General features: G+C 66.2%; 17 protein-coding genes. 6 read left to right on the top strand and 11 right to left on the bottom strand.

The features are described from left to right. Positions 1-60: 60 nt before the first annotated feature. Positions 61-2,508: a penicillin-binding protein 1A gene (locus FOC84_RS13490; RefSeq protein WP_173144832.1), complete on the top strand. Its 2,448-nt coding sequence runs from the start codon at positions 61-63 to the stop codon at positions 2,506-2,508. Positions 2,509-2,566: 58 nt separating this feature from the next. On the opposite strand, the gene cyaY is transcribed toward FOC84_RS13490, so the two are convergent. Then, on the bottom strand, positions 2,567-2,896 hold the full coding sequence (gene cyaY, locus FOC84_RS13485) for an iron donor protein CyaY (protein WP_062838804.1): 330 nt from the start codon (positions 2,894-2,896) through the stop codon (positions 2,567-2,569). Positions 2,897-2,950: 54 nt separating this feature from the next. On the opposite strand from cyaY, the gene lptM reads away from it, so the two are divergent. After that, complete coding sequence (gene lptM, locus FOC84_RS13480; protein WP_367949488.1) at positions 2,951-3,112, top strand: LPS translocon maturation chaperone LptM; 162 nt, start codon at positions 2,951-2,953, stop codon at positions 3,110-3,112. After that, the gene (gene lysA, locus FOC84_RS13475) at positions 3,109-4,401 is read left to right on the top strand and encodes a diaminopimelate decarboxylase (protein WP_173144830.1); all 1,293 of its coding nucleotides are present in this window, start codon (positions 3,109-3,111) and stop codon (positions 4,399-4,401) included. The genes lptM and lysA overlap by 4 nt, the downstream gene beginning before the upstream one ends. Positions 4,402-4,468: 67 nt before the next feature. On the opposite strand, the gene ccsB is transcribed toward lysA, so the two are convergent. From ccsB to FOC84_RS13460, 3 genes are all read right to left on the bottom strand, one after another. Next, positions 4,469-5,836, bottom strand: coding sequence for a c-type cytochrome biogenesis protein CcsB (gene ccsB / locus FOC84_RS13470; RefSeq protein WP_173144829.1), 1,368 nt, complete (start codon positions 5,834-5,836; stop codon positions 4,469-4,471). Positions 5,837-5,844: 8 nt separating this feature from the next. Further along, on the bottom strand, positions 5,845-7,923 hold the full coding sequence (locus tag FOC84_RS13465) for a cytochrome c biogenesis protein ResB (protein WP_173144828.1): 2,079 nt from the start codon (positions 7,921-7,923) through the stop codon (positions 5,845-5,847). Positions 7,924-8,041: 118 nt separating this feature from the next. Further along, on the bottom strand, positions 8,042-8,743 hold the full coding sequence (locus FOC84_RS13460; RefSeq protein ID WP_041656906.1) for a c-type cytochrome: 702 nt from the start codon (positions 8,741-8,743) through the stop codon (positions 8,042-8,044). Here FOC84_RS13460 and FOC84_RS13455 point away from each other — a divergent pair. The 3 genes from FOC84_RS13455 to hemB all read left to right on the top strand — a co-directional run bounded on the left by FOC84_RS13455 (position 8,742) and on the right by hemB (position 10,622). Further along, on the top strand, positions 8,742-8,888 hold the full coding sequence (locus FOC84_RS13455; RefSeq protein WP_173144827.1) for a hypothetical protein: 147 nt from the start codon (positions 8,742-8,744) through the stop codon (positions 8,886-8,888). The genes FOC84_RS13460 and FOC84_RS13455 overlap by 2 nt on opposite strands. A 97-nt stretch (positions 8,889-8,985) precedes the next feature. Further along, positions 8,986-9,609, top strand: coding sequence for a ribosome biogenesis GTP-binding protein YihA/YsxC (gene yihA / locus FOC84_RS13450; RefSeq protein ID WP_013396987.1), 624 nt, complete (start codon positions 8,986-8,988; stop codon positions 9,607-9,609). Beyond that, positions 9,606-10,622, top strand: coding sequence for a porphobilinogen synthase (gene hemB, locus FOC84_RS13445; protein ID WP_173144826.1), 1,017 nt, complete (start codon positions 9,606-9,608; stop codon positions 10,620-10,622). The genes yihA and hemB overlap by 4 nt, the downstream gene beginning before the upstream one ends. A gap of 57 nt (positions 10,623-10,679) precedes the next feature. On the opposite strand, the gene FOC84_RS13440 is transcribed toward hemB, so the two are convergent. From FOC84_RS13440 to FOC84_RS13410, 7 genes are all read right to left on the bottom strand, one after another. Further along, a complete protein-coding gene (locus tag FOC84_RS13440; RefSeq protein WP_173150135.1) occupies positions 10,680-11,564 on the bottom strand; it encodes a DMT family transporter in 885 nt (294 codons plus the stop codon). Between the two features lie 138 nt (positions 11,565-11,702). After that, on the bottom strand, positions 11,703-12,413 hold the full coding sequence (locus FOC84_RS13435; protein WP_173144825.1) for an ABC transporter ATP-binding protein: 711 nt from the start codon (positions 12,411-12,413) through the stop codon (positions 11,703-11,705). Positions 12,414-12,449: 36 nt separating this feature from the next. Beyond that, on the bottom strand, positions 12,450-14,222 hold the full coding sequence (locus tag FOC84_RS13430; protein ID WP_173144824.1) for a branched-chain amino acid ABC transporter ATP-binding protein/permease: 1,773 nt from the start codon (positions 14,220-14,222) through the stop codon (positions 12,450-12,452). Continuing rightward, positions 14,219-15,142 carry a branched-chain amino acid ABC transporter permease gene (locus FOC84_RS13425; RefSeq protein ID WP_173144823.1) on the bottom strand — a complete coding sequence of 308 codons (924 nt, stop codon included), beginning with the start codon at positions 15,140-15,142 and terminating at the stop codon, positions 14,219-14,221. The genes FOC84_RS13430 and FOC84_RS13425 overlap by 4 nt, the downstream gene beginning before the upstream one ends. 32 nt (positions 15,143-15,174) lie before the next feature. Continuing rightward, complete coding sequence (locus FOC84_RS13420) at positions 15,175-16,362, bottom strand: ABC transporter substrate-binding protein (RefSeq protein ID WP_173144822.1); 1,188 nt, start codon at positions 16,360-16,362, stop codon at positions 15,175-15,177. A gap of 76 nt (positions 16,363-16,438) precedes the next feature. Beyond that, on the bottom strand, positions 16,439-17,206 hold the full coding sequence (locus FOC84_RS13415; protein ID WP_173144821.1) for an SDR family NAD(P)-dependent oxidoreductase: 768 nt from the start codon (positions 17,204-17,206) through the stop codon (positions 16,439-16,441). Then, a complete protein-coding gene (locus FOC84_RS13410; RefSeq protein WP_254242014.1) occupies positions 17,203-18,924 on the bottom strand; it encodes an FAD-dependent oxidoreductase in 1,722 nt (573 codons plus the stop codon). Before FOC84_RS13410 ends, FOC84_RS13415 begins: the two co-directional genes overlap by 4 nt. Positions 18,925-19,001: the final 77 nt, after the last annotated feature.

Genomic DNA, 19,001 nt, shown 5'->3' with positions numbered 1-19,001 from the left:
GTTACAGAAACCGGTACCCCGTGCCAAGACGGACCCGGAGATACCCGTAAAATCGCCGCGATGAGCAAGCCCCAGAATTCCTCCAAGAAAGACAAGCCCGCCAAGAGCGGTTCCCCGATACTGCGATTCTTCGTAAAGACCGGCATTTTCTTTGCCGGCCTGTTCCTGTGCGGCGTGCTGCTGGCTGGAATGGCGTTGGCGCTGGCCTGGCCCAATCTGCCCGACCTGAACGCCATGACGGACTACCGCCCGCGGGTGCCGCTGCGCGTCTTTACGGCGGATCGCGTCCTGATCGGCGAATTCGGCGAAGAGCGCCGCAACGTGCTGCGCTTCAACGAAATCCCGGACGTGATGAAGTCCGCGGTGCTGGCGGCCGAGGACGACCGCTTCTACCAGCACGGCGGCATCGACTGGATGGGCGTCGCGCGCGCGGGCCTGACCAACCTGGTCAACATGTCGAAGACGCAGGGCGCCAGCACCATCACGATGCAGGTGGCGCGCAACTTCTACCTGTCGTCGGAAAAGACCTATTCGCGCAAGTTCTATGAACTGCTGCTGACCTTCAAGATCGAGTCGGAGCTCTCCAAGGACCAGATCCTCGAGCTCTACATGAACCAGATCTACCTGGGCCACCGCGCCTATGGTTTCGCCGCCGCTTCGCGCACCTATTTCGGCAAGCCGCTGGCGGAAGTCACGCCCGCCGAGGCCGCCATGCTGGCCGGCATCCCCAAGGCGCCGTCGCGCTTCAATCCGATCGCCAACCGCCCGCGCGCCGAGCTGCGCCAGCGCTACGTGCTGGGCCGCATGCACTCGCTGGGCTACCTGACCGAACCGGAATACCAGCAGGCGCTGGCCCAGCCCATTGTCATGAAGTCCGCGGAAGGCACGCCGGCCGGCGGCTATTCCGTCCATGGCGAATACGTGGCGGAACTGGCGCGCCAGCTGCTGTTCAACGTGTACCAGGACAACGTCTATTCGCGCGGCATCAACATCTACACCACCGTGCAGTCCAAGGACCAGGAAGCGGCCTACCGCGCCGTGCGCGAAGGGGTGCTCGAATACACGCGCCGCGCGCCCTACCCCGGCCCCGAGGAACAGCTGGACCTGCCGCCGGGCACCGAGAACAACCCGCAGGCGCTCGACGAATTCCTGGACGGCGTATTCGACAAGTTCAGCGACAGCGGCGACCTGCTGACCGCGCTGGTGCTGTCGGCCAGCCCCACTGAAGTGAAGCTGGCGCGCAGCTCGCGCGAGATCATCACCGTCACCGACAAGAAGGTGCTGGGCGTCGTGGCGCGCGCGCTGAACGACAAGGCCAAGCCCGAGCAGCGCATCAAGCGCGGCTCGGTGGTCTACATCCGCAAGTTCGGCGACAACTGGGAAATCATCAACCTGCCTTCGGTGCAGGCGGCCTTTGTAGCGCTGTCGCCGCAGGACGGCGCCATCCGCGCCATGGTCGGGGGCTTTGACTTCTACCGCGGCAACTTCAACCGCGTGACGCAGGCGTGGCGCCAGCCGGGCTCGAACATCAAGCCCTTCATCTATGCCGCGTCGCTTGAGCGCGGCCTGACCCCAGGCACGCAGATCTCGGACCAACCCTTCGAGCTGACGGCCGCGCAGACCGGTTCCAAGGCCTGGAACCCGAAGAACTACGGCAACCAGTACGAACCCATGCTGACCCTGCGCCAGGGTCTGTACAAATCCAAGAACATGGTGTCGATCCGTATCCTGCAGGCCATCGGCCCGCAATATGCGCAGGACTACCTGACCCGTTTCGGCTTCGACAAGGCCCGCCAGCCCGCCGTGCTGCCGCTGGCGCTGGGCGCGGGCTCGGTCACGCCGCTGCAGCTGGCCGGCGCCTTCTCGGTGTTCGCCAATGGCGGCTACCGCGTCACGCCCTACCTGATCGACCGCGTCACCGACAGCAACGGCAAGGTCATCATGCAGTCCAAACCGGTCGTGGCCGGCGACGCCGCGGCCCGCGCCATCGATCCGCGCACCGCCTGGGTCATGGACGACATCCTGCGCGGCGTGGCCACCTTCGGCACCGCGGCGCGCGCCCGCGTCCTGCTCAAGCGCAACGACATCGCCGGCAAGACCGGCACCACCAACGAATCCGTGGACGCCTGGTTCTCCGGCTACACCCCGTCGCTGGTCGCCACCGCATGGCTGGGCTTTGACCAGCCGAAGTCCCTGGGTTCGCGTGAAACCGGCGGCGGCGTCGCCATGCCGATCTGGGTCGATTACATGCAGACGGCGCTCAAGGGCGTGCCCGAAGAGAAACCGCGCCCCCGTCCCGACGGCCTGCTGGTCGAAAACGGCGAGTTCTACTTCTCCGAATTCCCGCCCGGACAGGCGGTGGCGCGCCTGGGCCTGCCCGAGGCCGACACGCTGGGTGAGTTCCTCAACGGCCTGAACGGCAGCACCAGCGAGGAAACCAGGATCAAAGTGGCTCCGGGCGTGGGCACGCAAGGCAACACGCCCTGGTCCCAGAAGATCCCGTTCTGACGCACAAATGACAAGGCCGGCCCGATGGGCCGGCCTTTTTTTGCCTGAGCCTGGCGTTTTACAGGCGTATCGTCACGGGCACGCCAGCTGCAGCGGAACAGATCTGCGACAGGGCATCCGGCAACTGCGGGCCGCCTCGGGTATCGTTCCAATGCTGGCCGTCATAGCGGTAGTGGAAGCCGCCGGTGCGCGCCGCGACCCACAACTCCTGCATGGCAGCCTGGCTATTCACCACCACGTGGGTGTTGTCTTCGAAAACCATCGTCAGCACATTGCCGCTGCGGCTGGTTTCGACATCGACATCGAGCGAAGCCGCCCAGTCATCGGCCTGGCTTTCGATGCTGTCCAGCACCTGGTCGATCAACGCAAGAAATTCGGTTTCGGTCATAATCGAGCCTGCAAGATTTAGGAGTTCCCAGTGTTCCACTTGGCATTTCGCCGCATGGTTCTTCGCATTGTAGCCACGCTGTTGGCGACCGGCATGGTTGCGGCCTGCGGGTACAAGGGCCCCTTGTACATGCCCACGCCGGACGGCAAGCCGCCCTCGCGTACGCAGTCGCAACCGCAGCCGACGGTCATCCCGCCGGCGCCATCGCTTCCATGACTTCCCGATTCCCCGCGCAGCCTGAACTGGCCGGTCACCCGTACTTCCAGTTCCGCAACAATGTCCTGTACGCCGAGGACGTGCCGCTGGATCACCTGGCCGAAAAGCTGGGCACGCCGCTGTACGTGTACTCGCGCGCCGCGCTCAAGGCCGCCTGGGAATCCTACCGCAACGCCGTGGGCCAGCATCCCGTGCTGGTCTGCTATGGCATGAAGGCCAATTCCAACCTGGCCGTCCTGAAGGAATTCGCGCGCCTGGGCGCGGGCTTCGACATCGTTTCCGGCGGCGAGCTCAAGCGCGCCCTGGCGGCGGGCGCGGACCCGTCCAGGATCGTGTTTTCCGGCGTGGGCAAACAGGCCTGGGAGATGCGCGCAGCGCTGACCGCCAAGGTCAAGTGCTTCAACGTCGAATCCGAAGCCGAACTGCGCCGGCTGTCGGAAATCGCCCATGGCATGGGCCTGCGCGCGCCCGTCTCGTTGCGGGTCAATCCGGACGTGGACGCGCAGACGCATCCCTACATTTCCACCGGCCTGAAGGAAAACAAGTTCGGCATCGCCATCGAGTCGGCGCTGGACGTCTACCGCAGCGCCCAATCGCTGCCGGGACTGGACATCGTGGGCGTGGACTGCCACATCGGTTCGCAGCTCACCGATATCAGTCCCTATTTCGATGCGCTGGAAAAGCTGCTGGACCTGATCGAAAAACTGGACCAGGCCGGCATCAAGATTGCCCACCTGGACCTGGGAGGCGGCCTGGGCATCCGCTATACGGATGAGATCCCGCCCTCGCCTCAGGCCTTGTTGGACCGCGTCTTCGAACGCCTGAACGCTCGCGGCTTCGGCCATCTGCACCTGGTGCTGGAACCCGGCCGCTCGCTGGTGGGCAATGCCGGCGTGCTGCTCACCCGGGTCCAGTACCTAAAGCACTCGGAAGCGCGCAATTTCGCCATCGTCGACGCCGCCATGAACGACCTGCTGCGTCCCGCGCTGTACGAAGCCTTCCACGGCGTGCGCCCCGTGCATCCGCGCGCAGGCGACGAAACCCTCTACGACATCGTCGGCCCGGTCTGCGAAAGCGCCGACTGGCTGGCCAGGCAACGCAAGCTGGCCATCCAGCAAGGCGACCTGCTGGCGGTGGAGTCCGCGGGCGCCTACAGCATGGCCATGGCCAGCAATTACAACGCCCGTCCTCGCGCGGCCGAAGCCATGGTCGACGGCGACAAGTACTATGTCGTGCGCCAGCGCGAAACGTTGGACGACCTGCTCCGGGGTGAATCCACCCTGCCCTGAGGCGGCTGGCCCTCAAATGAAAAATGCCCCGAAAGGGGCATTTTCATTGCACGGGCGGACTATTGCGTCACAGTTCGCCGTAGGAGTGCAGCCCCGACAGGAACATGTTCACGCCCAGGAAGGCGAAGCCGGTGATGAGCAACCCCATCAGCGCCCAATAAGCCGCCATGGTGCCGCGCAGGCCCTTGATAAGGCGCATGTGCAGCCAGGCCGCGTAGTTGAGCCAGACGATCAGCGCCCAGGTTTCCTTGGGGTCCCACTGCCAGTACGCGCCCCAGGCATCCGCCGCCCACAACGCGCCCAGGATGGTGGCGACCGTGAAGAACGCAAAGCCGATCGCGATGGCGCGATACATGATGTCGTCCAGCACTTCCAGCGAGGGCAGCGCCGCGGCGATGCGGCGGCGGCCCAGCAGGATGGCGCCCACGATCACCGCCCCCACGCCAAAATACAGCATCCAGGTGGCCGACAGGCCGTCGGTGCGGAACACCATGGGCTCGGCGCACAGCAGCACGCCCAGCACGAACAGCGGCGCCAGCTTGGCCCAGGACGTGGTCTGGCCATGCTGCTTGACCAGGTAGGCGAAGCCCACCATGGCGGCCAGCGAGAAGGTGCCGTAACCGATGAAGTTGGCCGGGACGTGCAGCTTCATCCACCAGCTCTTGAGCGCCGGCACCAGCGGCTGGATCTGCCCGGCGTCGCGCGTGAACGAGTACCACAGCAGGAACACCACGGCCGAGGTCACCACCAGCATCACGAAGCCGCCCAACGCGCGCGTGGCGTACTTGCGTTCGTAGTACAGGTAGAACAGCGCCGTGATCAGCGCAAAGAGCACGAACACTTCATACAGGTTGCTGACCGGGATGTGGCCCAGGTCCGGACCCATCAGATGTCCTTCGCGCCAGCGCACCAAGAGGCCGGTGACGCCAGCGAACACCGCGCCCCAGCTCAGTGCCGTGCCCAGCCACGCGGCCGTGGGGCTGAAGAAGCCGATCCAGTAGCAGGCCATGGCCAGCGCGAACAGCGCACACATCCACAGGATCGCCGATTGCGACGAGAACAGGTACTTCAGGAAGAACACCTGTTCGGCGCGGGCCAGGTCGTTGCCGTACAGCATCAGCGCCAGCCCGGCCGCGATGGCACAGGCGATCATCAGATGGCGCAGCGGGCGCCACAGCCAGCCCATCCAGGCCAGCACCGGCACGGTGCCGCACAGGATGATCTTCTCGTAGTAGTCCATCGCGTTGCTGTAGCGGGTCAGCGCGAAGCCCGCGCCCACCGACAGCAGCAGGAAGAAAACGACGTCGGTCCAGTCCGGCCTGCCGCGCTGCGCGCGGCCGTCGCCGGTTTCGGACAGGGCGTCCTGCCAAAGCTGTTCGGGCGGGGCGGCCAGCGCCTGCGGCGACGAGGGATGCGTGGTGGTCGTAGTGGACATAGAAAACCTTAAGACCTTTTCTGGCGCAGCAGCGCCTGCTTGAAGCGTTCAAACTCCTGGTTGAAGTCGAGTGTACGCTTCTGGGACGTCATGGCCGCCAGGACGCTGCTGCCGCCGCCTTGCGGCTTGATCCAGATCCAGATGCGGCGGTCTCGAATATAGAACATCGAGAACACGCCCAGGACCAGCAGCAGGCTGCCCAGGTAGACGGTGTTCTTGCCCGGCGTGCGGCTCACCTGGAACACGCTGGCCTGCACATGCTTGAAATCCGCCAGCGACAGGAACACCGGCGCCGGGTAGACGGTCAGGTCCGACAGCGCCGCCACGGACAGGCGCGACCACACGGCCGCGCGTTCCGCCTCCGGGCCCTCGGTGGCCACGGGGGGCAGGCCGGCGCGCTCGCGCTCGATGGCGCGCAGTTCGCTCATGCTGGCGCCGATCAGGCGGATCACCACGTCGGCCGCCCGCTCCAGGTCCTGGGGCGGGGTGTTGGCCTGCAGGAACGCCGCCACGGCTTGCAGGCCGCCGGAAGCAAAGGTTTCCAGAGCGCGCTCGGCGGCGGTTTGCAGAGGCTGGCGATCCGTCCCCGCAGGGCTGTTGCGTTCCGCGAAGCGGCGCGCGGCTTCCTGGCGCGCCGCAGGGTCGGCCAGGGTGGCGCGCAGGCGCATGAATTCGGCGATCGAGCTGTCGTCGTCCGCCGGAATGCGCAGGTAGCGGAACGGTTCGGAGGCGTTGTTGCGCACCCCGGCCAGGAACACGGCGGCGCCGTCCAGTTCCACGGGCAGCATGTAATTCTGGAATTCGTGGGCCTGGCCCGCGTCGTCGATCAGCTTGTATTCGACGCTGGGGCCGACGTTACGCAGATTTTCGTTCTTCTTGCCGGCGGCGCTGCCGGACACCGACGCGACGTGGTCGGCGAAGCTCTGATTGCCGCCCTTGGGATCGCCGCGGGTCAGGTCCTCGACGTTGATGGGCCGCAGGGCCGTGATCTCGATGCCCAAGCTGCGCGCGCCACGAGCTGTGTGAGCAGTTACTTCGCTGGTCTTGCCCACCGTGCCGTCAACCGCGAAGGTGGCGGCCTCAGATCCTACTAGCGGATAGCCTTTCAGCGTCACCGCGCTGCCGCCGTCGTCGAAGCTGGACTGGTAGACCGTCATGCCCTTGAAGCGCAGCGGCTCGTTGACCTCGATGGTGGAATCGAAACTCTTGCCGGTATCCGGGTCGGTGACCTCGACCTCGCTGGCAAAGCGGCTGGGCATGCCCGTGGAGTAATAGTCGACCACGAACTTCTTTAGCTTCAGCGTGAAGGGCATCGGCTGCACCAGGGCGCCGTCGCCCACCATCACCACCGCCGTGCTGGCCTGGCCGCCTTCGGGCACCAGCACGCTGGCGCGGAAGCTCGGGTTGTCGACCGACAGGCGGCCGCTTTCCGGCACTTCCGAGATCAGCATGTTCTCGACGATGGGCTTTTTGCCGCCGAACATGACCTGCAGGCGCACCGGCAACTCACTGTCCAAGAGGCCGCCAATGCAGATGATGACCATGGCCGCGTGGGCGAACACGTAGCCCAGCCGGTTGGCGCTGCCCTTCTTGGCCGCCAGCAGCACCCCGTCCGCGCCCTGGCGTTCGCGCACGGCATAGCCCAGCCGGCCCAGCAGGGATTTCAGGCCCGCGGCCGTCTGCGGCACGTCGGTCGGCTCTTCGGTCTCGACGCGATGCGGGAAGGCGCGCAGGCTGCTGGCCCGCACATGTTCGCGGAACGAGCGCGCATCGCGCAGCATCTTGGGCGCGTTGCGGATCAGGCAGACCGAGGTCGACACGACCAGGAACCCCATGATCAGCAGGAACCACCAGCTGTTGTAGACGTGCCAGATGGAGAACTTGTCGAACACTTCGAACCAGAACGGCCCGAACTGGTCGATGTAGTTGTTGGACGAGCGGTTCTGCTGCAGCACCGTCCCGACCAGGCTCGCCACGCAGATGAACATCAGCAGGCTGACGGCAAAACGCATCGAACCCAGCAATTCGAAGAAATCGCCGGGCAGGCTGCGCAGGGAGGGACGGGAGTGTGTACGGGTCGAATTCATGAAAAAAGGGGGGCCGCGCTATCGGCTACCCCCCTCATAGACAGCGCGCGGCGGAACCAGGTTCCGCTGCGCCAGGTTTTCAGAACGCGGACCAGCCGCGCGCGTGGCGGGCTGGCGCCTACCGCAGGCCGGCGGCGTAATCCGACACCGCCTTGATGTCGGCGTCCGACATGCGGTCCGCGATGGCGAACATGACGTCGTTCTTGCGGTCGCCGCTGCGGAACAGCTTCAGCTGCTCTTCGATGTACATGGGGAACTGGCCCGACAGCCGGGGGTACTGGCTGGGAATGCCGGCGCCATTGGCAGAATGGCACGAGGCGCAGGCCGGAACCTTGCGATCCGGCAAACCGCCACGCCAGATCTTTTGACCCAGATCAACCAGCTTCTCCTGGCCGGCCGTGGCGGGCTCCTTGAGCGGCTGCTGCGCCAGGTACAGCGCAATGTTCTGCATGTCGGCGGGCGTCAGGTTCTGCGCCATGGCCGTCATCGGGGTGGGATTGCCGCCCGCGCCATTGCGCACCGGCAGCTTGGCGCCAGGCTTAATCTGGAAGTCCGCCAATTGCTTGGCCAGATATTCGTGGGACTGCGCGGCCAGGTTGGGGTTCACCGGTATGGTGCTATTGCCCGCCGCGCCATGACAGGACGCACAGGCGATGATGCCCCTGGCCGCATCGCCCTGGTCAAACAGCTGTCCGCCCTTGGCGGCATCTGGTTTTACCGGGCCCGCAGCGCCTTCGGCGGCGAAACTCGTAGTAGATAAGGCGGAGGCGCCGAGCAACAGCCCGCTCGCAACCAACATCCGGGACAGCACACGCTTCATGAAGACCTCGACGATCGCATCGATCAAGGCGCAAAAAGGCGCCCACGCCTGCCCGCACACCCTGGAATACCGTATCGAACCTGTTTTGCCTATCCTGTCTGCGGTGTTGCTGCGAACTTGCCGGATAAAGCGTTCAGCAAGCTAAACAGTAAGCAAAAAAGACGGCTCCGCGCACGGGGACCACTCTTGCAAACGCCGGATTATACAATAGGGCTCGAAACCAACCGTATCCAAAGCCATCCGTGTCCCTCCTACATCGCGCCTCTTTCCTCACATCCGCAGCTCGCCTCGACCAGTTGCCGGCCGCCGGCGCTCCCGAGGTCTGCTTTGTCGGCCGCTCCAACGCCGGCAAATCCACGGCCATCAATGTGCTGTGCAACCAGCGCCGTCTTGCCTTCTCCAGCAAGACGCCGGGCCGCACGCGCTTGATCAATATGTTCGGCCTGCCCGACCCTCTGGATCCGGAAGGCCACATCGGTTTTCTCGTCGACCTGCCCGGCTACGGCTACGCGTCCGTGGCCCGCAACGAAAAAGAAAAGTGGGCCGACATCCTGGGCGGCTACCTGCGCGACCGCGAATCGCTGGTCGGCATCGTGCTGCTTATCGACATCCGCCGCGGCGTCACCGAGCTGGACCGCCGCCTTGCCAATTTCATCGCCCCCACCGGACGCCCGGTGCTGGCGCTGCTGACCAAGGCCGACAAGCTGCCCTACGGCCAGCGCATGCGTACCGTGTTCTCCGTGCGCAAGGACCTGGCCGACATCGGCGCCTTGCACACCATCCCCTTCTCCGCGCCCGAACGCATCGGCCTGGAAGAGGCCGGCGCGCATATAGAAAACTGGATTTCTCCCAAGGTCGTACCATGAACCCGCAGATCATTTCCCCTGAATTCCCGGTATCCCGCCCGCGCCGCCTGCGCCGCGACGACTTCACCCGCCGCCTGGTGCGCGAGAACGCCCTGACGGTCAACGATCTGATCTACCCCGTGTTCGTGGCCGAAGGGTCCGGCCTGCAGCAAGCGGTGCCGTCCCTGCCGGGCGTGGTCCGCTATTCGCTGGACACGCTGCTGCCCGTGGCCAGGGAATGCGTGGAACTCGGCATCCCCGTGCTGGCGCTGTTCCCCGCCATCGACCCCGCGCTCAAGACGCCCGACGGCATCGAAGCCACCAACCCCGACGGCCTGATTCCGCGCGTGGTGCGCGAGCTGAAGAAGCACGTCCCCGAGCTCGGCATCCTGTGCGACGTGGCGCTGGATCCGTACACCAGCCACGGCCAGGACGGCGTCATCGACGAGGACGGCTACGTGATCAACGAAGCCACCGTCGAGATCCTGGTCAAGCAGGCGCTCACGCAGGCCGAGGCCGGCGTCGACATGGTCGCCCCCAGCGACATGATGGACGGCCGCATCGGCGCCGTGCGCCGCGCGCTGGAAGCCAACGGCTACATCCACACGCAGATCATGGCCTACTCCGCCAAGTACGCCAGCGCCTTCTACGGCCCGTTCCGCGACGCCGTGGGCTCGGCCACCAACCTGGGCAAGTCCAACAAGATGGCTTACCAGATGGATCCCGGCAACCTCGACGAAGCCCTGCGCGAAGTGGCCGCCGACCTGCAGGAAGGCGCCGACATGGTCATGGTCAAGCCCGGCATGCCGTACCTGGACGTGCTGCGCCGGGTCAAGGACACGTTCCGCGTGCCCACCTTCGCCTACCAGGTCAGCGGCGAGTACGCCATGATCAAGGCCGCCGCCGCCAACGGCTGGCTGGACCACGACAAGGTCATGATGGAAGCGCTCCTGGCGTTCAAGCGCGCCGGCGCCGACGGCATCCTGACTTACTTCGCGATCGAAGCCGCGAAGCTGCTGAAAAACCAGCGCTAAACGCTTGCGGCATCGCGGGCCGGGCCACCATGGGCCGCCCGCGACGCTTGCCGCGGATCAGGTCTTGGCGGCCGCGCTACGGCCCGCCGCCGGCGCCCCGCGCCGCAATCCCAGCCAGGTCCCCCCCAGCACGCAGGCCAGCCCCGCGACGTGCGTCGGCGTGACGTGCTCGTCCAGGAACAGGGCTGCGAACAGCAGCCCGAAGATCGGCAGCCAGTTCACGAACAAGGCCGCGCGGCTGATGCCCAGCCGCGCGATGCCGGCATTCCAGACGATATTGCTGACGCCCGAGGCGATCACCGCCGAAAACAGCAGCACCAGCCACGGCCACCACGTCATCTGCCAGGTATCGCCCTGATAGGACGCTGGCGTCAGCGCCGCGTGCACCACCAGCATCAGACCGCCGGCCAGGTACATGTACCAGAGCATGCCCAACGGATCCATGCTGCGCGACATGCGCTGGATCACCAGCCCGCCGCACACGAACACCAGCACCGCCACGAACACGATGGCGTCGCCCCAGCCCGTCAGCCCGATCTGCGCACCGCTGCCGACCACCACCATGCCCACGCCCAAGAGGCCCAGCAAGGCGCCGGAAATGCGCACCAGCGTCAGCTTCTCGCGATAGAAGATGGCGGCCAGCAACGCCGACAGCAAGGGACTGGTCGCCATGATGAGCGTGCCGTTTGCGGCCGAGGACACCCGCAGGCCCGTCACCAACGCCATCTGGTGCGCGTACACCACCAGGAAGCCCGCCAGCGCAACCCAGCCCAGCTCCGCACGGCCCAGCCGCGGAATGCGGCCGCGGCGGGCCTTGATGATGAGGGTGACGGTGATGAACGCGATGACGATGCGCACGGCAGCCAGGGCCTGCACATCCATGTGCAGCGTCAGGTACTTGACCGAGACGATGTTCAGGCCCCATGTGGCCATCACGAACATCAATTGAAGATAGATAAGACCTGTGCGGTCCTGGCTTGCATCAACTGTCGGGGACGTCACGGGCGCCGGCCTGGAAGGGAAATGGGACGCGCCGCCCACGCGGCGCCGCGGACATGGTATCGCGCTTGCGCTCCCGACTCAATGCGCGCCGAGGTATGCCGCCCGCACGTTGGGATCGCGCAGCAATTCCGCGCCAGAACCGCTCAGCGTGATGCGCCCCGTCTCGAGCACATAGGCGCGGTCCGCGACGCCCAGCGCCTGGTTGGCCATCTGCTCCACCAGGACGATCGTCAGGCCGTCGTCACGCAGCTTGCAGATCGCCGCGAAGATGTCCTGCACGATCAGCGGCGCCAGGCCCAGCGAAGGCTCGTCCAGGCACAGCAGGCGCGGTTCGCTCATCAGGGCCCGCGCCATCGCCAGCATCTGCTGCTCGCCGCCGGACAAGGTGCCGGCCAGCTGCTCGCGCCGTTCGCGCAGCCGCGGAAACAGCCGGTAGCCGCGCTCCACGCCTTCGGCCACCGCCGCGGGATCGCTGCGCCGGATGTAGCCGCCCAGCACCAGATTGTCGTAGACCGTCTGGTCCGCGAACACGCCGCGCCCTTCCGGCGACAGCGCCAGGCCCAGGCCCACGCGCTGGTGCGCCGCCACCTGCGTGATGTCGCGTCCGTCGAAGGTCACGCGTCCGCCCTGCAGGGGCTCCAAGCCCGCCACGCCCTTCAACAGCGTGCTCTTGCCCGCGCCATTGGCGCCGATGATGGTCACGATCTCGCCCGCGCGGATCTCCAGCGACACGTCGCGCACCGCCTGGATGGCGCCATACGAAATCTGCACGGATTCTAGTTTCAGCATCGTCTTACGGCCCGTTCCTACGCCTATGGCCTGGCCTCAGGCCATGCCGGTTCCGAGATACGCCTCGATCACCCGTTTGTCCGCCTGCACCTGGGCCGGCCTGCCTTCGGCAATCTTGATGCCGTAGTCCAGCACGATCACGTGGTCGGAAATCGCCATCACCAGATCCATGTGGTGCTCGACCATCAGCAGCGTGATGCCGCAGGACGCGCCGATGCGCACCAGCAGCTGGCCCAGTTCCGCGGTCTCCTGCGGGTTCAGCCCGGCCGCCGGCTCGTCCAGCAACAGCAAGGTCGGTTCGGTCGCCAATGCGCGCGCCAGTTCCACCCGCCGCTGCAGGCCGTAGGGCAGGCTGCCCGCCGGCGTGTCGGCCAGATGCTCCAGTCCCACCATGCGCACCAGCCGATAGGCGTGCTCGCGCGCGCGCTCCTCCTCGGTGCGCGCGCCGGGCAACCCCAGCAGCGACGCCCAGAAGCCGTTCTTCATGCGGCTATGGCGGCCCAGCAGCACGTTGTCCAGCACCGACAGATCGCCGAACAGGCGCAGGTTCTGGAAGCTGCGGCCTATGCCCAGCTTGCAGATCACGTGCGGCCGCTCGCCCGCGATGTCCGTGCCCTGGAAGCGGACCACCCCCGCATCCGGCAGCACCACGCCACTGAGCATGTTGATGAGCGTGCTCTTGCCCGCGCCGTTCGGCCCGATCAGCGCGTGCACGTGGCCGCGCCGCAGGCAGAAGGAAATGTCCTGCGCCGGCTTCACGCCACCATAGGCCTTGGAGAGGCTCTCCACCACCAGCAGCAGGTCTTCCTGCGCCGGAACTGCCTGCCTGGCCACGACCGACGCCACCGCCTCGCCCCCGCCTTGCGGCCGCGCATCCGCGGCCCGGCGGGTACGGCGCGAGAACAGTCCCATCACGCCGCCCGGCATGAAGTACAGCGCAAACAGCAGCAGCGCGCCGTAGAAGAAGTGCTGCACAGACGGCCAACGCGCCAGCATGGCATCGATGATGGTCAGCGCAATCGCGCCCACGGCCGGCCCCGCCTTCGAGCCCGCCCCGCCGAACAGCACCAGCAGCAGGATGAAGATGGACAGGTTGAAGCCGATGAAATCCGAGTTGATGTACTGATTCTGCTGCGCCACCAGCGCGCCCGCGACGCCGCAGGTCACGGCCGCCACCACGAACGCGATGACCTTGGCGCGATACACCCGCACGCCGACGGAAGACGAGGCAATCTCGTCGGCCTGCACCGACAGCAACGCGCGGCCGAACCGTCCGTCCAGCACGTTACGCAATAGCAGCTGCGTCGCCACGCACAGCACCAGCGAGAACCACACCCACTGCTGGTTGGTGAACGCGTTCCCGCCCCAGGTCAGCGGCATGATGCCGAACAGGCCGGAAGGCCCGCCGAACACGTCCACCCATTCGGTGACGATCTTCTCCATGACGATGCCGAACGCCAGAGTCACCATGGCCAGGTAAGGCCCTTTCACGCGCAGCGACGGCAAGGCGATCAGCACACCGAACACGCCCGCCACCACCGGCGCTGCCGCCAGCGCCAGCCAAGGATCGACCTGCCAGCGCGAGGTCAGCAAGGCCGCGGTATAGGCGCCGGCGGCGAACAGGCCCGCCTGGCCCAGCGACTTCTGCCCCGCATAGCCCACCAGCACGTTCACGCCCGCCGCGCACAGGTAGTACACGCAAGCCATGAACACGATGCGCAGGTAGTAATCGTTGTCCACCAGGGCGGCAAATACGGCGAGCGCCGCCGCCAGCGCCACGGTGATCAGGGTCTGCCCGTGGCGCTTCATACCTTCTCCACCAGACGCTTGCCGAACAGGCCAGTGGGCTTGACCGCCAGCACCAGGATCACCAGCCCGAAGATCGCCACTTCGCGCCATTGCGATTGCCAGAGGTTCACGTAGGACTCCAGCAGGCCCAGCACAAAGCCGCCCAGCACGCAGCCGCGCGGATTCGACAGGCCGCCTATCATCGCGCCTGAAAAGCCCTTCAGGCCGATCGCCAGGCCCATGAATATCGAGGCCGATGTGATCGGCGCAACCAGAAAGCCCGCCAGCCCGGCCAGCGCCGAACTGGCAAAGAAGGCCCCCGTCATCACCGCGTTCACATTGATGCCCATCAGATTGGCGACCGCGGGATTGGCGGCCACGGCCCGCATCGCCTTGCCCAGCACGGTCCGGTTCATGACGCGGTCGAACAGCACCATGACAGCCACCGCCACCGCGAGCAGCAGCAGCTCCTGGCTGCGCACGCCCGCGCCGAACACGCGGATCACCTCATCACCGAAGGGCGCGGGCACGGTGACGGGCGCCGGTCCCCAGACCGCGAACGCGGCGCTCTGCAACAGGATGCCGAAGCCGAGCGTGCTCATGACCCATGCCATGCCCGGGCGCGAGGCGAACGGCCGCACGCCGAACACGTACAGCAGCACGCCCAGCAAGCCCATCACCAGCACCGCCGCCAGCCCGGCCAGCAGGTACTCCCAACCACTCAGTTCCAGGCCTGTGAAGGCCGCGGTGGTGACCGGCTTGCCGGCAAACAGGAACAAGGCGCCTACGCCGATGAACGCGCCCACGGACACGAACTCCCCATGCCCAAAGTTGAGCGTGCGCGTGGTGGTGAATGTGATGCTGAAGCCCAGCGCCACCAGCGCATATGCGCCCCCTACGGCTAGCCCGCTGACCAGCGCCTGCAACAATGTCGCCAACATGATGGCCTCCTGTCCCTGTCGCCTTCCTGCTTCTACTTGGCAACGGCGACGGTCACGTCATCCGCGTAGGGAACCAGCTTGCCGTCCTGCCAGTGCGCCCACTTGTAGTCGCTTACCAGCAGCGCGTCATGCACCGTGGCCGAGAACGGCTTGGTGTAGGTCTTCATCGCGCCTTCGTAGGTGCCATCCAGGTTCTCCAGCGCCATACGCACCTTGTCGCCATCGGTGGAGTTCGCCTGCTTGATCGCCATGCCCAGCAGGTTCATGCCGTCGTAGGCGTGCGCCAGGAAGCCAAACGCGGTGGGCGAAGTCATCTTGGCCGACACCCGGTCATACAGCTTCTGCTGCGCCGACGTACGGTTGTCGGTGATGGTGCGCAGGAAGAAAGGCTTCTCCGACAGCGTCTTGCCCGCCGTGTCGTAAAAGGCGATGTTGTCCGCCGCCCACGAGGTCAGCGTCAACGGGAACCAGTTGATCTTCTCCATGCTGCGGAACACGTGGGCAATCGGCGTGCTCTGCGCCCAGATCACCACCGTGTCCACGCCCGCCGCCTTGAGCTTGTTCAGCTGCGAGGTCATGTCGGTGTCGGCCACGCCGAACTTCTCGACCGCGACGGCCTTGATGCCCTGCGCCGCGCCCACTTCCTCAAGGTCCTTGAGCGCGCTCTGGCCATATCCGGTGGTCTCGATCATGAAGCCCACGTTCTTGACCTTGGGATTCTTCTTCAGGTAGCCGATCACGCCGTCCACCTGTTCGCGGTCCACCATGCCGACGCGGAACATGTAGTTGTCCGCGCCTGCGCGCATGGGCTTGGTGATGTCGGTGCCCGACCCGATGGCGCCCATGACCGGGATCTTCTTCTGGTTCGGGATGTGTTTCCAGGCCAGCGCGTTGCCCGAGTTGGTGGGACCGACGATGGCCACGACCTTTTCGTTGTCGATCAGGTCCGCCATATTCTGGATCGACTTGGGCGGCTGCGACAGGTCATCGCGCACCACCAGCACCAGCTTGCGCCCGAGCAGGCCGCCATTGGCGTTGATGTCGTCGATGGCCGTGCGCAGGCCCAGCACCGCGGCCTGCCCGCTTTGCGCGGACGGCGAGGCCGACAGATCGCCGTTGAAGCCGATCTTGATGTCCTGGGCATAGGCCTGCGCGCCAACCGCCAGCGCGCACAAGACGGCCGCCTTGGACAAGGTGGAAAAAATCCCCGTTGCTTTCATCGTTGTCTCCTGTGTTTTTCAGATGTGCTGCACGTCGATGATTCTTCTTCCTGCCCCTTGCCCGTGGAGTCTGGCGCTATACCGCGAGGTAGCCGCCATCCACCGGCAGGGACACGCCAGTCACGTACTGCGCCATCGGCGAAGCCAGGAACACGGCGGGGCCCACCAGGTCTTCGGGCTGTCCCACCCGTCCCAGCGGTATGCGTTGCATGAAATTCGCGAGGCGCGCGGGATCGTCCCGCGTGTACTGCGTCATCGGCGTTTCGATGACGCCCGGCGCGATCGCGTTGACCCGTATGCCGTCGGGCGCGAGGTCGCGCGCCATGGCCTGCGTCATCATCTTCACCCCGCCCTTGGATGGCGAATAGCCCAAGGTGGCGCCCACCCCGGCAAACGACGCGATGGAGCCGACGTTGATGATGACGCCGCGCGTGGCGCGCAGCGCCCCCAGGAAGGCATGGATCATGTTGAAGCTGCCGTTCAGGTTCACGTCCAGCACGCGACGCCAGTTCTCCGCGGCGCGCGGGCTATCTATGCCTTCACGGATGAGGAGGCCGGCGTTGTTGACGAGCACATCGATCGGCCCCACTTCCAGCTGGACTTGCGCCGCAATCGCCGCGCAGGCCTCGGGGTCCGTAACGTCAAGCGCGTGGCTCCAGGCGAGTCCGCCCGCCGCGATGATGGCGCTTGCCGTCTGCATGGCGTTGCCGGCCTGCAGGTCGGTCGCCACCACGCGCGCGCCCGCGGCCGCCAGGCCCAGCGCCAATGCCCGTCCGTTGCCCTGCCCCGCTCCCGTCATCAGGGCAAGCTTGCCCTGCAGCAGCCCCGCCGGCGCCGCGCTCATGCGGCCGCCTGCGCGGAAGCGTCCGAAGCCGGCACGTCCGCGGCCGGTGCGCCCGCGGCCGGTATGCGCGCCGCGGCCTTGCCGGTGGCGGCGATGCTCTGGCCCGCGATGTAGCCGAAGGTCAGCGCCGGGCCCAGAGTGATGCCAGCGCCGGGATAGTTGCCGCCCATGATGCTGCAGGCATCGTTGCCCACCGCATACAGGCCGGGAATGACAACGCCGAGTTCGTTCAATGCGCGGCCCTGGCCGTCGACCTTCAGGCCGGCGAAGGTGCCGATGTCGCCGATCATGACCTTGATCGCGTAGTACGGCCCCTTCACGATGGGCGCCACGCAGGGATTCGGGCCGTGCAGCGCGTCGCCTTGATAGCGGTTGTAGGCCTTGCTGCCCTTGCCGAACTGCGGATCACGTCCCAGCGCGGCCTCGCGGTTGTACGCTTCGACCGTCTGGCGCAGGCTGCCGGCATCGATGCCGGTCTTCTGCGCCAGTTCCGCCACCGACGCGCCGCGCGTCAGATAGCCCGTGTCCAGGTAGCGCTTGATGGGCAACGGGAACGGCGCAACGCTGCCCAGGCCGTACTTGCGCAGGGCCTTGTGGTCGCAGATCAGCCAAGCGCAGGTTTCGCCCTGCCCCCCGCATGCGCGCACCATCTCCTGCACGAAGTCATGGTACGAACTGCCTTCGTTGGTGAAGCGGCGGCCATTGCGCGTGACGGCGATGACGCCCGGCTTGGCGCGGTCGATGAAGTGCGGCATGTAGCCCGGACTGCCATCCTTGCGCGTCACCACGGACACCGGCACCCATGCGGCGGCATTGGGCAAGGCGGTGTTGACCTGGCCGCCCGCGCTCTCGGCCAGGCGCAGCCCGTCTCCGCTGTTGCCCGTGGGTGATGGCGAATAGTGTTCCGTGCCATTGGGCGCGTGCGCATACAGCTGCTTGCGGCGTTCGATGTCATAGGGAAAGCCGCCGGAAGCCAGCACCACGGCGCGCGCGGCGCGCACGCGCACGGTCGCGCCATCGCGCTGCACCACCGCGCCGCGCACGGCGCCGTCTTCGATGATGAGCGACCTGGCCGGTGCATTCAGCCACAGGGGCACGCCCAGCTTGAATGCGGAGGCAGCCAGCCGGCCCGCCAGCGCATTGCCGTTGGTCAATGTCATGCCGCGCCCATGCTTGGCCACGTCCAGGAAATGCCGTGTCAGGCGCTTGGCCACATACCAGGCCGAAGCCAGCGAGCGCGTGGCGCGCATGAAGTGCACGATCTCCTTGCCCGAGCCCAGCATCATGCCGAACACGGTCAGTTCCGGCAGCGCCGGCGCCAGGTCCCTGACGTGGGCGCCGAGCTTGCGGCCGTCGTACGGCCGCGCCACCATCGAACGCCCGCCCTGCTTTCCGCCGGGCGCTTCCGCGTGATAGTCGGGGAACACCAGTGGCATGTCGAACTGCACTTCGGTGTTCGACGTGAAGAAATCCACGGCGCGCGGACCATGCTCCAGAAACGCGTCCACGCGTTCGGCGTTGTAGCTGTCGCCGGCTTCGTGGCGCAGATAGGCGCGGCCTTCGTCCGGCGTTTCATGGATGCCCTGCACCTTGGCCAGCGACGTGCCTGGAATCCACAGCCAGCCGCCCGAACGCGCGGTGGAGCCGCCGAATCGCGGCTCTTTTTCAACGATAAGGACCTTCAGGCCGGCGCTGGCCGCGGTGATTGCGGCGGCCATGCCCGACGCGCCCGACCCGACCACCAACACGTCGCAGTCGTATTGACGAGAATCTTCCACGTTGTCTCCATACCCTT

The sequence above is a fragment of the Achromobacter pestifer genome, assembly GCF_013267355.1.
Lineage (GTDB): Bacteria > Pseudomonadota > Gammaproteobacteria > Burkholderiales > Burkholderiaceae_B > Achromobacter > Achromobacter pestifer_A.
This window is presented reverse-complemented; position numbering and strand designations above follow the sequence as displayed.